The organism is Pseudomonas fluorescens (assembly GCF_041354075.1).
GTDB classification, from domain to species: Bacteria; Pseudomonadota; Gammaproteobacteria; order Pseudomonadales; family Pseudomonadaceae; genus Aquipseudomonas; species Aquipseudomonas fluorescens_CE.
In genome coordinates, this window is sequence record NZ_JARZGC010000006.1 from 85,008 (window position 1) to 98,954 (window position 13,947).

General features: G+C 63.0%; 9 protein-coding genes. 2 read left to right on the forward strand and 7 right to left on the reverse strand.

Annotation, left to right across the window (positions count from 1 at the left end; genetic code table 11):
• Positions 1 to 1,698, reverse strand: coding sequence for a glutamine--tRNA ligase/YqeY domain fusion protein (locus QIW53_RS09820; protein WP_371049466.1), 1,698 nt, complete (start codon positions 1,696 to 1,698; stop codon positions 1 to 3).
• Between the two features lie 251 nt (positions 1,699 to 1,949).
• Here QIW53_RS09820 and QIW53_RS09825 point away from each other — a divergent pair, with 251 nt between their 5' ends.
• Positions 1,950 to 2,453 carry a peptidylprolyl isomerase gene (locus QIW53_RS09825; RefSeq protein WP_371049467.1) on the forward strand — a complete coding sequence of 168 codons (504 nt, stop codon included), beginning with the start codon at positions 1,950 to 1,952 and terminating at the stop codon, positions 2,451 to 2,453.
• Positions 2,450 to 3,202, forward strand: coding sequence for a UDP-2,3-diacylglucosamine diphosphatase (lpxH, locus tag QIW53_RS09830; RefSeq protein ID WP_371049468.1), 753 nt, complete (start codon positions 2,450 to 2,452; stop codon positions 3,200 to 3,202). The genes QIW53_RS09825 and lpxH overlap by 4 nt, the downstream gene beginning before the upstream one ends.
• Positions 3,203 to 3,327: 125 nt before the next feature.
• On the opposite strand, the gene QIW53_RS09835 is transcribed toward lpxH, so the two are convergent.
• The 6 genes from QIW53_RS09835 to QIW53_RS09860 all read right to left on the reverse strand — a co-directional run bounded on the left by QIW53_RS09835 (position 3,328) and on the right by QIW53_RS09860 (position 13,893).
• Complete coding sequence (locus QIW53_RS09835) at positions 3,328 to 4,857, reverse strand: DHA2 family efflux MFS transporter permease subunit (protein ID WP_371049469.1); 1,530 nt, start codon at positions 4,855 to 4,857, stop codon at positions 3,328 to 3,330.
• A gap of 149 nt (positions 4,858 to 5,006) precedes the next feature.
• Complete coding sequence (locus QIW53_RS09840; RefSeq protein ID WP_371049470.1) at positions 5,007 to 6,203, reverse strand: HlyD family secretion protein; 1,197 nt, start codon at positions 6,201 to 6,203, stop codon at positions 5,007 to 5,009.
• Positions 6,204 to 6,218: 15 nt separating this feature from the next.
• Positions 6,219 to 7,697 (reverse strand): efflux transporter outer membrane subunit, encoded by a 1,479-nt coding sequence (locus QIW53_RS09845; protein ID WP_371049471.1) that lies wholly within the window; start codon positions 7,695 to 7,697, stop codon positions 6,219 to 6,221.
• Complete coding sequence (locus QIW53_RS09850; RefSeq protein WP_371049472.1) at positions 7,694 to 8,167, reverse strand: MarR family winged helix-turn-helix transcriptional regulator; 474 nt, start codon at positions 8,165 to 8,167, stop codon at positions 7,694 to 7,696. The genes QIW53_RS09845 and QIW53_RS09850 overlap by 4 nt, the downstream gene beginning before the upstream one ends.
• Before the next feature lie 333 nt (positions 8,168 to 8,500).
• A complete protein-coding gene (locus QIW53_RS09855) occupies positions 8,501 to 12,169 on the reverse strand; it encodes a translocation/assembly module TamB domain-containing protein (RefSeq protein ID WP_371049473.1) in 3,669 nt (1,222 codons plus the stop codon).
• A complete protein-coding gene (locus QIW53_RS09860) occupies positions 12,166 to 13,893 on the reverse strand; it encodes an autotransporter assembly complex protein TamA (RefSeq protein WP_371049474.1) in 1,728 nt (575 codons plus the stop codon). Before QIW53_RS09860 ends, QIW53_RS09855 begins: the two co-directional genes overlap by 4 nt.
• Positions 13,894 to 13,947 lie beyond the last annotated feature (54 nt).

A 13,947-nucleotide genomic window follows, 5' to 3' on the forward strand; every position in this document is an offset into this window, starting at 1 on the left:
TCACTGGCCCCACGAATCACGCAAGGTCACGGTACGGTTGAAGACCGGAGCACCCGGTTTCGAGTCCTTGATATCCGCGCAGAAGTAACCTTCGCGCTCGAACTGGAAACGGTCTTCCGGCTGTGCCTGGCCCAGCGAGGGTTCAGCACGACAACCGGTCAGCACTTGCAGCGAATCAGGGTTGATGTTGTCCAGGAAACTTGCGCTGTCTTCGGCCTTCTCCGGGTTCGGGGAGCGGAACAGGCGATCGTACAGGCGCACTTCGCACTCGACGCTGGCCGCGGCCGGCACCCAGTGGATCACGCCCTTGACCTTGCGGCCTTCGGGGTTCTTGCCCAGGGTGTCCGGATCGTAGGAGCAACGCAGTTCGACGATGTTGCCATCGGCGTCCTTGATCGCTTCGTCGGCACGGATCACGTAGCTGCCGCGCAGGCGCACTTCGCCGGCAGGCTCCAGACGCTTGTAGCCCTTTGGCGGCTCTTCCATGAAGTCTTCACGGTCGATGTAGATCTCACGGGCGAACGGCAGGACGCGAACGCCCATGTCTTCTTTCGGGTGGCACGGCAGTTCGAGGTTCTCGACCTGGCCTTCCGGGTAGTTGGTGATCACGACTTTCAGCGGACGCAGCACGCACATGGCACGCGGGGCGCTGTGGTCGAGATCGTCGCGGATGCTGAACTCGAGCATGCCAAAGTCGACCACGCCGTCGGAGCGGTTGGTGCCGACCATTTCGCAGAAGTTGCGGATCGATTTCGGCGTGTAGCCACGGCGACGGAAGCCCGACAGCGTGGACATGCGCGGGTCATCCCAGCCGTTGACGTGCTTCTCGTCCACCAGTTGCTTGAGCTTGCGCTTGCTGGTGATGGTGTAGTTCAGGTTCAGGCGGCTGAACTCGTACTGGCGCGGGTTCGCCGGCACCGGCAGGTTGTCGAGGAACCACTCGTACAACGGACGGTGGCTTTCGAACTCCAGGGTGCAGATCGAGTGGGTGATGCCTTCGATGGCGTCCGACTGACCGTGGGTGAAGTCATAGTTGGGGTAGATGCACCACTTGTCGCCCGTCTGGTGGTGATGCGCATGACGGATGCGGTACATGATCGGATCGCGCAGGTTCATGTTCGGCGAGGCCATGTCGATCTTCGCGCGCAGCACCCGTGCGCCGTCCGGGAACTCGCCGGCACGCATGCGGGCGAACCAGTCGAGGTTCTCTTCCACGGAGCGATCACGGAACGGGCTGTTGCGACCCGGCTCGGTCAGGCTGCCACGGTATTCCTTGGCCTGCTCCGGGCTCAGGTCGTCAACGTAGGCCTTGCCGGCCTTGATCAGCTCGACGGCCCAGTCGTGCAACTGGTCGAAATACTGCGAGGCGTAGCGCACTTCGCCGGACCATTCGAAGCCCAGCCATTTGACGTCGCTTTCGATCGCGTCGATGTATTCCTGGTCTTCCTTGGCCGGGTTGGTGTCGTCGAAACGCAGGTGCGTGACGCCACCGAATTCCTGGGCCAGGCCGAAGTTCACACAGATCGACTTGGCGTGACCGATGTGCAGGTAACCGTTGGGCTCAGGCGGAAAACGGGTGACGATCTGCGTGTGCTTACCCGAGTCCAGGTCCGCCTGGATGATCGGGCGCAGGAAATTGACCGGCACGGCAGGGCCGGTCTTGGAATTCGAGGTAGGGTCGACAGTGGGCTTGCTCATAGGATCCTTGAACGTACAAGTGCGCGGCCGGAAGACAGCCAGACAAAACAAAGCCGCTATCATAGCCGATGCCGTCAAGCGCCTGACAGAGCGTGCCCTGCAAACGGTCGCATTTAATCGGTGATAAAAGAAAAAACAGCCTCGAAATTCGCGCCTGTCACGCTAAACTGCGCACCTTGGCCGATCAGGCTGAACCGGCAGCGGAGCGAAACGTTCCAATGCCCAAGCATTCCCCAGAAAGAGTACCGATCATGACCCAAGTCAAACTGACTACCAACTTTGGCGACATCGTTCTGACCCTGAACGCCGAAAAAGCCCCGATCACCGTGGCCAACTTCGTTGAATACGTCAAAGCCGGTCACTACGAAAACACTATTTTCCACCGTGTCATCGGTAACTTCATGATCCAGGGCGGCGGTTTCGAGCCAGGCATGAAAGAAAAGAAAGACAAGCGCCCAAGCATTCAGAACGAAGCCGACAACGGTCTTTCGAACAACAAGTACACCGTCGCCATGGCCCGCACCATGGAGCCGCATTCGGCTTCGGCACAGTTCTTCATCAACGTGACCGACAACAGCTTCCTCAACCACAGCGCCAAGAACACCCAGGGCTGGGGCTACGCGGTATTCGGTGAAGTGACCCAGGGCCAGGACGTCGTCGACAAGATCAAAGGCGTTTCGACCACCATGAAGGCCGGCCACCAGGACGTGCCAGCAGACGACGTGATCATCGAGAAAGCCGAGATCATTGAGTGATACTGCTGATTTCAGACTTGCATCTGGAAGAGGAGCGCCCGGACATCACCCGGGCGTTTCTGGATTTGCTCGCCGGACGCGCCCGCACCGCGAGTGCGCTGTACATCCTCGGTGACTTTTTTGAAGCATGGATCGGCGACGATGCCATGACCCCGTTCCAGCGCTCCATCTGCCAGGCCCTGCGCGATCTCAGAGACAGCGGCACGGCCATATTCCTGATGCACGGCAATCGCGACTTCATGCTTGGCCAGGCCTTCTGCAAACAGGCCGGCTGCACCCTGCTGAAGGACCCGAGTGTCGTGCAGTTCTACGGCGAGCCGGTGCTGTTGATGCACGGCGACAGCCTGTGCACCCGCGACGAAGCCTACATGAAGCTGCGTCGTTATCTGCGCAACCCGCTCACGCTGTTCATCCTGCGCCACCTGCCGTTGCGCACCCGGCACAAGCTGGCGCGCAAGCTGCGCAGCGAAAGTCGCGCACAGACGCGGATGAAGGCCAACGACATCGTCGATGTCACGCCCGAAGAAATTCCACGGATCATGCAGCAGTACGGCGTGAAGACCTTGATCCACGGCCACACCCACCGCCCTGCCATCCACAAGCTGCAACTGGGCGAACACGCGGCCCGGCGCATTGTGCTGGGGGATTGGGATCGCCAGGGCTGGGCGTTGCAGGTCGATGAAAGCGGCTTTGCCCTGGCACCGTTCGATTTTGCCCCGCCGCCGGCGTTGGCTGCGCCTGCAATCTGACGGCACGCACAAATCCCCTTGTGGGAGCGGGCTTGCTCGCGAAGGCGGTGTGTCAGTCGACATCTGTATCAGCTGACACACCGCCTTCGCGAGCAAGCCCGCTCCCACAGTTAACCGTGTCCGGCTTAGTGCCCCGACGCCGCTGGCCCGGCCTTCGCCGCGAACGGCGGTTTCGCCAGCCAGACGATCACGATCAGCCCCATGAACGCCCAGCCCAGCAGCGTGAAGTAATCCACCGTGGAGAGCATGTACGCCTGGCTGGTCAGCACATGGTCGAGCTGCGCGTAGGCCGGGTTGCTCGCCCCGCCCAGCGCATTGAGGGCCTCGCGGGTGGCCGGTTCGTAGGTGCTGATGCTTTCGCTCATGTAGGCATGGTGCTGATCGGCACGGCGAATCCAGATCCAGGTGGTCAGCGACGCGGCGAAGCTGCCGCCCAACGTCCGCAGGAAGGTCGCCAGGCCTGCGCCGTCGGCGATCTGGTTGGGCGGCAGGTCCGACATCAGGATGCTGAGGGTCGGCATGAAGAACAGCGCCACGCCTATGCCCATGAACAGCTGCACCAGGGCGATGTGCTGGAAGTCCACTTCGTTGGTGAACCCGGCGCGCATGAAGCAACTCAGGCCGATCGCCAGGAACGCCAGCCCCGCCAGCAGGCGCAGGTCGAACTTGTGTGCGTACTTGCCGACGAAGGGTGACATCAGCACCGGCAGGATCCCGATCGGCGCCACCGCGAGCCCGGCCCAGGTCGCCGTATAACCCATCTGGGTTTGCAGCCACTGCGGCAGGATCAAATTGATGCCGAAGAAACCGGCATAACCCAGCACCAGCACCAGGGTGCCGATGCGAAAGTTGCGGTAGGCGAACAGCCGCAGGTTGACCACCGGGTGCTGGTCGGTCATTTCCCAGATCACGAACACCGCCAGGGCGATCACCGAAATGGCCGCGCCGATCAGGATGAAGTTGGATTCGAACCAGTCCAGGTCGTTGCCCTTGTCGAGGATCACCTGCAACGCCCCGACGCCGATGATCAGCGAAATCAGCCCGATGTAATCCATCGGCTGGCGACTGGTTTCCACCGGACGCGCCTTGAGCTGCTGGCGCACCACCATCACCGCGAAAATGCCGATGGGCACGTTGATGAAGAAGATCCACGGCCAGCTGTAGCTGTCGGTGATCCAGCCGCCCAGAATCGGCCCGGCAATCGGCGCCACCACCGTGACCATCGCCAGCAACGCCAGGGCCATGCCGCGTCGCGCCGGCGGATAGACCGCGATCAGCAGCGTCTGGGTCATCGGGTACAACGGCCCGGCCACCAGCCCCTGCAGGACCCGGAAGCCGATCAGTTCCGGCATCGAGGTGGAAATGCCGCAGAGAAACGAGGCCAGTACAAACAGGATCGTCGCCCACAGGAACAGTTTCACTTCGCCGAAGCGCCGGCTGAGCCAGCCGGTCAGCGGCAGCGCGATCGCGTTGCTCACGGCGAAAGAAGTGATCACCCAGGTGCCCTGCTCCGAACTCACGCCGAGGTTGCCGGAGATGGTCGGCAACGCCACGTTGGCGATGGTGGTGTCGAGCACTTGCATGAAGGTCGCCAGCGACAGCCCGATGGTACTGAGCAGCAGGCTGGGGGGCGTGAAAGACGCGTTATTGCTCATCGCGGATCCTATGCAAACATGAGGACGGGCGCAGCCGCCCCTTCCTGTGGGAGCGGGCTTGCCCGCGAATGCGTAGTGTCAGATGACACAGATGTCGGCTGAAAAAACGCATTCGCGAGCAAGCCCGCTCCCACAGGATTTGTGTGGTATCAGCGCTGCGCGGTCTTGCTGACAGCGGCGCTGTTGTCGTGGATCAACTGCGTGATCATTGCGTCGGCTTCGGCCAACTGACGGTCGTAGACGGTGGTGCTGAACGAGGCCTTTTGCGGTGGTTGCTGCGCCAACACCGGGCCGCTCTGGTCGCGCAGGTTCACATCGACTTGGGTGGACAGGCCTACACGCAACGGGTGTTTGGCCAGCTCTTCGGCATTGATGTGGATCCGCACCGGAACCCGCTGCACGATCTTGATCCAGTTGCCGGTGGCGTTTTGCGCCGGCAGCAGGGCAAACGCACTGCCGGTGCCGGCGCCGAGGCTGTCGATGGTGCCGCTGAATTTCACGTCGCTGCCGTAAAGGTCGGCCTCGATGTCCACCGGCTGGCCGATGCGCATGTCACGCAGTTGGGTTTCCTTGAAGTTGGCGTCGATCCACAGCTGATCCAGCGGGATCACCGCCATCAGCGCGGTGCCCGGCTGAACCCGTTGGCCCAGTTGCACGGAACGCTTGGCGACGTAACCGGTGACCGGTGCGATCAGGGTGCTGCGCGCATTGGTGAGGTAAGCCTGACGTAGCTGCGCGGCGGCCTCCATCACGTCCGGGTGCGACGACACCACGGTGTCATCGACCAGCGCGCTGGAGGTTTTCAATTGCTGCCTGGCGTTGGCCAAGGCGTTCTGCGCCGAGGTCAGATCGTCGCGGGCGTGGGACAGCTCTTCCTGGGAAATCGCCCCGCCGGCGGCCAGGTTCTTGCGCCGGGTGAAGTTGTCCTGGGCCTTCTGCACTTCGGCCTGCTGGGCGTTGACCTGGGCCTTCATGCCGTCGACATTGCTGTACAGGCCACGCACTTGACGCACGGTGCGCGCCAGTTTGGCCTGTGCACTTTGCAGGCCGACTTGCGCATCGTTCGGGTCGAAGTTGACCAGAACCTGGCCTTCGTGGACCAGGTCGCCATCGTCGGCGCCGATGCTGACCACGGTGCCGGTGACCAGCGGCGTGATTTCCACCACGTTGCCGTTCACGTAGGCATCGTCGGTGCTCTCGTTCCAGCGGCCGTAGAATTCGTGATAACCCCAGACGCCGAGACCGGCGAGGATTACCACGACCGCCAGTACCAACAGCATGAACTTGCGTTTGCGCGGATTGCCGTTGTCTGCAGCGTCAGGGGTTTGAGTGGGGGCAGTGGCCATGACAATTACCTTGAATTAGTGGGTCTGCGTGGCGGGTGTTGTGCCGGCGGCGTCGACGGCGGCCAGGTTTTCACCCTGAAAACCGCCGCCCAACGCCTGCATCAACTGGATCGACAGGTCGATCTGCTCGGCATTGAGGTTCGCCAGTTGGCGCTGGGCCTGGAGCAACTGCTGCTCGATACTGAGCACGTCCAGGTAGTTGCCGATACCGGAACCGTAGCGCTGGACCACGGTGTCGTAGGAGTCCTGGGCAATCTCGGTCGCGTGCTGCTGAGCATTGATCTGCCGGCCGATGTCGCGCAACTGGTTGATGTTGTCGCTGATATCGCCCAGCGCTTTCACCAGGCTCTTGTTGTACTGCGCCACGGCGAGGTCGTAATCGGCATCGCGGGCATCGAGGTCGGCGCGCAGGCGACCGCCGTCGAAAATCGGCACCGAGACCGTGGGGGCGATGTTGAAGAAACGACTGGCAGAACCGAACATCGCATCACCCAGCAAGGATTCGGCACCGGCGGCGGCGCTGAGGTTCAAGTTGGGGTAGAAGCGGGTCTTGCCGGCGTCGATGTCCTTGCTCGCCGCCTCGACGCGCCAGCGCGCCGCCACTAGGTCCGGACGCCGGCCCAGCAACTCGGCAGGCAACACCGACGGCAAGGCGACGGCGCCGGGCTGGAGAATCTTCGGCCGGGCGATTTCATTGCCGCGATCCGGGCCCTTGCCGAGCAGGACCGCCAGGGCGATCTTCGCGCTTTGCAGGCGTTTTTCGGCGTCGATCAGGCTGGCCTGTGACGAGGCTTCCAGGCTTTCGGTCTGCTGGAACTGGTACTGGCTGTCGATGCCGGCACTCAGGCGCCGCTGGCTCAGCTCGAGCATCTGCCGGGTGCGCTTGAGGTCTTCCGTGGCCAGGTCATGAATGATGTGCGCCTGGCCCAGGTCGCTGTAGGCCCGGGCAACGTCCGCCGCCAGGGTCAGTTGCGCCGCCTGCTGGTCGACTTCGGCGGCGCGGGCCTGGCCCAACGCGGCTTCCCAGGCATCACGCTGGCCACCCCAGAGATCGAAGTTGTAGTTGAAACTGGCGCCGATATTGCGCACGGTGGAGTACGCATCACCCTCGCCCCTCGGGTCCTGATCGCGGGCCAGGCGTGAACGGCTGACGCCGGCGCTGGCATCGAGGGTCGGCGTGCGGGCGGCATCGGCGGCATAAGCGGCCGCACTCGCCTGATGGGCACGGGCGTCGGCAATCTGCATGTCGGGGCTGTCTTTCAGCGCTTCGCGGATCAGGCCGTCGAGCTGCGGGTCGCCCAGGGTTTTCCACCAATCGGATGCTGGCCAGGCCGCCGGCGACAGGCTCACGCCACTCAGGGATTGCCCGGCCTGCAGGGTTTTTGCGTCGAGGCTTTTGCCTTCGGGGGCCAGGCCGCTGTAACTGGCGCAGCCGGCCAGCATCATGGCAGCCAGCACCGCGCTCAGGCCGGTGCGCAGGGTATTGCCGTTCATTTGTCACCTACCCGCAGCAAGGTGATCGAGTCACCGGCGGCCACCAGGATTTTCTTCAGGATCTGTTCCAGGGTGATCAACTCTTGCGCGGTGATCGCACCCGCCAGCTCGTTCATCGCCTCGGCGCCGATCTGCGGCAGGCGATCGGCCAACTGCCGGCCTTGCGCCGTGAGCACGAGCTGCACCTGGCGGCGATCAGCGTCGGAGCGCTGGCGAGCGAGGAAACCTTTCTGCTCCAGACGATCGAGCATGCGCGTCATCGAACCACTGTCGAGCGACAGGTGGCGGCACAATTCGGCGGGGGTGTCGATGCCGAACTGGGCCATGATGATCAGCACCTTGAACTGCGCGGCGGTGATGCCATGGGGTTCCATGTGGGTGTCGATGATCCGATCCTTGAGCAACGCCGCGCGTCCGAGCAAGAGGCCGAGATGGCAATTGTGGAAGTTGTCCGGGGTGAAATGGCTCATCTGATCACCAATTATCTGCCTAGGCAGTGAATGTATGACGAGATGTTACTGCCTAGGCAGCAAATGTCCAAGCATTAGTTAGTTAGCTTTTTATTTAATTGACGGAAGGCGAAGGAATTTTCTGTGGGAGCGAGCCTGCTCGCGATGGTGATCAACGATGACGGGGCTGTCTGATTAACGGCGGTGACCGGACGTCCATCGTCGGAACGCCGCCCGGAGCAAGCTCGCTCCTACAGGGATCTGAGTCAGCCGCTGGATCTATGCACGCCGCGATACCTGTGGGAGCTGGCTTGCCAGCGATGAAGAGCACGCGGACTCGCGGACAGAACGGACCTAGAAATCGCGCTTGTAGAAGATATCCAGCGAGCTGGCCACCCCCCCCGCCGCCTCCAGGTATACCTTCTTGCTCAGCTTGTAGCGCAAGGCGATGGTATTGGCCGGCTCGAACACGCCGACGCCATAGCGCAGGCTGAGTTTTTCCGAGAGGTTGCCGCTGGCGACCACGCTGGTGGTGTTGCCGCTGCCTTCGGTGTCGAGCTGGAAATCCTCGATCCCCAGGCCGCTGGCCAGCTTGCCGGTGACCCCGGCGCTGCCCATAAGGCCCAGGCCGAGCGCGGCTTGCGCCAGCATGTTGTTGTCTTCGCCGGTGGTGCTCAGCGGACGCCCCAGCACCAGATAGGACAAGGCCTGCTCCTGGCTCATCGCCGGCTCGGAAAAGATCTGCGTGGTCGGCTGCTCGGCGCTGCCACTGAGGCGAATGCCGGCAATGACGTCGTCGGTCTGGCGTATGGCTTCGATGTCCAGGTAGGGCTGATCGATCGGCCCGGCAAACAACAGGCGCGCGCGGCGCACCGTCAGCCGCTGGCCGTAGGCGCGGTAACGTCCATCGTTGAGCCACAGCTCGCCCCGGGTGTCGAGGTTGTCGCCGATGTGCACATGCCCCTGCAGGTTGGCGGTCAGGCCAAAACCGGCAAAGCTCAGTTTGTCCTCGCCGACCTGTACATCGATGTCCATCTTCATGGCCACCGGCGGTTTGCCCTCTTCGGTCTGCTGGCCGATGATCACGGCATCGTCCGAGAGCTTGACCGTCGACGGCGGCAGCTCGCGCACGGTGATCGCCCCCCGAGGCACCCGCACCTTGCCGGCAACCGCCAGTTCATCGCCCTTCATCGAAATGTGCAGGTCCGGCTCGACTTCCAGCTTGGCGTAGGGCTCGACTGTCACCGGCAACTGCGTCCCCTTGAGCGACAGGTCCAGCACCAGCGCCTGACCCCAGGCGATGTCGCCGCTCAGGCTGCCCTGCCCCTTCGGCCCGCTCTTCCAGCCGCCCTTCAATTGCACGGTTTCACCGGCGATGACCGCTTGCACTTGCAACGCTTGCATTTCCATCGGCAGTTCCGGCCCGGACACTTCGCCATCGCTGAGCAGCAGGTTGCCGTTGACCAGCGGTGCCATCAGCGTACCGGCGATCGTGCCGCTGCCGTTCAGGCGTCCGCCGATTTTCTCGACCATCGGCACGAAGGGTCGCGCCACCGACAGGTCGAGGCCATTGAGACGGAATGAGCCGGTCAGCGGCTTGTTCTTCGCCAACGGATTGATCTGCGCCTGCACGTTCAATTCGCCGAGTTTGTTGCCGACGAACACCAGCTCGCTGTCGATGCGCTTGGGCGCCAGTTTGCTGGTGAGTTTCAGGGTCTGGTACGGGAAGTCAAGCCACTGGTCCTTATCCCTCATGCGCAAGGTGCCGCCACCGGCATCGAGGCTGATCAGACCATTCGGGCCGCTGGCCGGCAGGTCCAGTTGCACGTCGGCGTTGAGCATGCCCTTCCAGGCGAAATCCTTGGGCAACCACTGCGCCAGGCTGTCGATGGGGAATTGCTTGAGGTGGTAACGCAGCTTGGGCTCCGGCATCAGGCGCTGGTCCTCGCCGCAAAGACTGGCCTCGCCGGACCTCCAGCAATGGGCGCCGAAATTGATTTTGCCGTCGGCCAGCCGTTCGAGCTTCGCCGGGCCTTGCAGCCTCCAGTCCTGGCCGCCGGCCTGGATATCGCCGCTGGCCAGACGACCGCGCCAGTTGCCCTTGTCCAGCGCGCCGTCGAAGCCCATGGCCAGCTTCAACTGCGGGCCTTGCAGGTCGAGCGCGAGCTGCTGCTTTTTGATATCGCCCTGGCCGCTGGCCGTCAGCGTGCCCAGGGCGGTGTCGCCGACCTGGATGCCGCTGCCCTTGAGGTCGACTTTGGCCCGTTGCGCGCTGTCGAGGGTGGCGTCGAGGTTGAGGCTTTGCAGGCGGTTGTCCTGGAACGCCAATTGCGTGCCTTGCAACCCGAGCTTGCCCTGCGGCGCCTTGAGCGTGCCGGCCACATCGATCCGGCCGTTGATCTGGCCGCGCAGTTGCGGCCAGAGCTGGGCCAGGCGCGGCAGCTTGAGGTCGATCTGGCCGGCGAGCTTCTCTTGCAGGCTGCCCTTGCCGCTGATGCTGTTGTCGCCGAGGCGGATTTGCAGGGCATTGAGGTTCCACTGCTCGCCGCCACCGTCGGCCTTGGCCTGGATCACCGCCGGTTGACCGCGCAGCTTGCCCTTGAGATCGAGATCGGCATTGAGGCTGAGTCTTTCATTCTTCAGCTCGCCCTTGCTGCGCAGAGGCCCCGCGAGAACACCGGGCAATTCCGCGACCCAGTAGGCCGGGTTGATGGCCGACAGGTCGAGCGCGGTGTCCCAGGCGAGGCCCTCGGCGAATTGCAGGTTCAGGTGCCCTTCGGCCTTGCCCTGCCCCGCTTCGAGCTGGATCTGTTGCAGGTAGAGGCTGCTCAGGTTGCCGGCGAACGGGCTGCTCAGGCTGAACGCCCCGGCCGGGCCATCCAGCGCGGCCTTGAAGTTGCCCAGGTAGTGGCCATCGGTGTAGGAGACTTCACCCTTGAAGCTGCGCAGGGCCACCTCCGGTTCATCGATCAGCGGATAGAGACGGTGCCAGGGAAAGTCCAGCCAATCGATGTTGGCCGTGGCGCTCAGCCCTTTGCTCCAGTCGACAGCGCCTGTCAGCTTGAGGCTCTGCTTGTCGTTGGCCGTCAGGTCCAGGCCGGCAATTTGCGCGCCGCTGGCGTCGACCTTGCCTTGCAGCACCAAGGCGACGGGGCCTTGCTCGGCTGGCAGCGTGGCGGTGCCACGCAGTTGATAGCCGCTTTTCAGATCACCCTCGCCGCTCAGTTGCAGCTGATTGAGTTGCAGGGTGTCCGGCAGGTCGGCGGCGGGCTTGAAACCATCCGCCGTGATCTGCACCCGTGCAGGCAGGTTTTGCGCCAGCGGCTGCAATTCTCCGCTCAACTGGCCGTCGAGGTAACCGTGGCTGTCGGCGTGCAGTTTCAGGGTCTTGAGCAGGTCACCGTTGACGTTGAGGTCCAGCGTCCAGGGTGCCGGGGTCGACAGCTGCAGTTGTCCCGAAGCCGTCAGCGGCCAGTCGCCCGAGGGTTGCAGCAACCCGGACAGGTTCAGGCTCATGTCGTCGCGCTGCAAGCGCACGGCATCGATCTGCAAGCCCTGTGCGGTCCAGTGCGCCGCCAGTTGCAAGCCCTTGAGCTCCTCGCTGCCGTTGAACAACAACCGACCGACCTGTACGTCACCCAGCTCCAGGGCCAGCGGCAATTTCAGGTCCGGCAGGCTGATCGGGTTGCTATCACCCTCCTCCGTACCCGGCGGGAATTGCAGGCTGACCTGATCGGCCTTCAACTGCTCGATGCACAAGGTCATGCGCACAAGACACCCGGGCGACCAGGCAAAAATCACCCGGTCCAGCTCAACCCGGCTGGTGTCCTGTTGCCAGCGGACATGGTCGGCGCTCCACTGCCCACCCAGCCGCCCCTGGAAATTCTCCACCGACAAACCCGGCACGAACCCGAGCACCCAACGGCTGCCCGCCGTCGTGCCCAGCACCGCGGTCACGGCAAGCACCACCAGCACCAGCAATGTCGGAATCGCCAGCAGCGTTACTTTCAAACCACGCTTCACAGCTCGGGCCCCATGGAAAAGTGCAGTCGAATGCCGCCGTCATCATCCAGCGCGTGGGCCAGGTCAAGGCGAATCGGCCCCACCGGCGACACCCAGCGCACGCCGATACCGACCCCGGTCTTGAGGTTGGGCAGTTCGAGTTTGTTGAAAGAGTTGCCCTGGTCGATGAAGGTCGCGACCCGCCATTTTTCGGCGACGGAATACTGATACTCGGCGCTGGCCGCCACCATGTAGCGGCCACCGATGCGGTCGCCCTCGGAGTTTTCCGGGGACAGGCTCTGATAGTCGTAGCCGCGCACGCTTTGATCGCCGCCGGCAAAGAAGCGCAGGGACGGCGGCACCGACTTGTAGCCGTTGGTGGCGCTGCCACCGACCTGGATCCGACCGAGGAAACGGTGCTTGTCGAAAACCGTGGTCAGGCCCTTGACCAACGCCGTGCCGTAAAACAGGTTGTTGTCCGACCCCAGGCCTTCCTTGGCCACCTTGGTGTCGAATTCCAGGCGATAGCCGTTGTGCGGATCAATGCGGTTGTCGCTTTTGAGGTACGAGTAGCTGACCCCGGGCATCAGCAGGGTACTGAGGCCGGAATCGTCACCGAGCCGATATTCTTCGCGCTGCCACTTGAGTGACACCACCCGCTGCCAGCCGCTGGGCAACTTGCTGTGCCACTCGGGCCCCAGGGTCAGCAACTTGCTCAGGCTGTCCTTGTCGGCGATTTCTTCATTCTGATAACCACCGGCGAAACGCAGTTTGTCGGTGAGCGGCGGGTCCAGGGGGATGTCGTAGAACACCCCGACGTTCTGCCGTGGCGCCGAGATTTCGGTTTCCCAACCATAACTGTGGCCCTGTGGGTTGACCCAATGCCGCGTCCAGTTGGCCTTGACCCTGGGGCCGACATCGGTGGAGTACCCCAGGCCGAGCCCCATGGTGCGCGGTTTTCGGGTTTCGAGCTTGACGTCCACCGGGATCACGTCCTCTTTGGACGCCGTCGGCGCAGCATCGACGCGCACGCCTTCGAAATAGCCGCTCGATTGCAGGTTGCGGTTCAGTTCGGCGATCAGTTCGGAATCGTAAGGCGTGCCCGCCTTGAACGGCACCATGCGTTGCAGCAGGTCTTCGTCGAACGGCGTGTCACCTTCGAAACTGACTTTGCCCAACGCATAACGCGGACCGCTGTCGTACACCAGCTCGATATCGGCGACACCGGCTCGCGGGTCAATGGCGAGCTTCTGCCGCGTGAAACGACCGCTGAAGAAGCCATAACGCGAGGCCTGGTTCTGGATCAGCCGCTTGGCGTCTTCATAATGGCCGTGATTGAGCACCGCGCCGGTTTTCAGCGCCGTGCTCTTCGGGACGCGGAAGGATTTGAGCGAGGCCGCCGGGCCATCGATGCGGATGGTCACCGTGCGCAGGTGGATCGGTTCGCCGGGCTCGACGCTTAGCACCAGGCGCGGCGTCTTGCCGCCCTTCACATCACTTTCGATCTGCGGCTGGTAATACCCCAGGGCCTGGGCGGCCTTGCGCGCCTGTTCCTCGGCACCCCGACTGAAGCGCAACAGCGCTTCTTCGTCACGATCCCCGAGGCTGCCGATATAGCCCTCTATATTGGCTTTCAGTTCGTCGTTGGACGGTTTGACCCGCACATCCAATTCACTTTGCGCCAACGCCGCAGAGCTGGTGATCAGCATCAGCACGCCGCTGGTAAATCTTCCTGGAAACTTCATAGGCGCGGATGCTAACACGAGCTTGGGAGCGTGATAGAACCTCGCATCATGCGA

Excerpts from the sequence above, each read along its gene's own strand:
- QIW53_RS09840 (WP_371049470.1), bottom strand. The coding sequence starts at position 6,203 with ATGGCCACTGCCCCCACTCAAACCCCTGACGCTGCAGACAACGGCAAT.
- QIW53_RS09835 (WP_371049469.1), bottom strand. The coding sequence starts at position 4,857 with ATGAGCAATAACGCGTCTTTCACGCCCCCCAGCCTGCTGCTCAGTACC.
- QIW53_RS09850 (WP_371049472.1), bottom strand. The coding sequence starts at position 8,167 with ATGAGCCATTTCACCCCGGACAACTTCCACAATTGCCATCTCGGCCTC.
- QIW53_RS09845 (WP_371049471.1), bottom strand. The coding sequence starts at position 7,697 with ATGAACGGCAATACCCTGCGCACCGGCCTGAGCGCGGTGCTGGCTGCC.
- QIW53_RS09825 (WP_371049467.1), top strand. The coding sequence starts at position 1,950 with ATGACCCAAGTCAAACTGACTACCAACTTTGGCGACATCGTTCTGACC.
- QIW53_RS09820 (WP_371049466.1), bottom strand. The coding sequence starts at position 1,698 with ATGAGCAAGCCCACTGTCGACCCTACCTCGAATTCCAAGACCGGCCCT.
- QIW53_RS09860 (WP_371049474.1), bottom strand. The coding sequence starts at position 13,893 with ATGAAGTTTCCAGGAAGATTTACCAGCGGCGTGCTGATGCTGATCACC.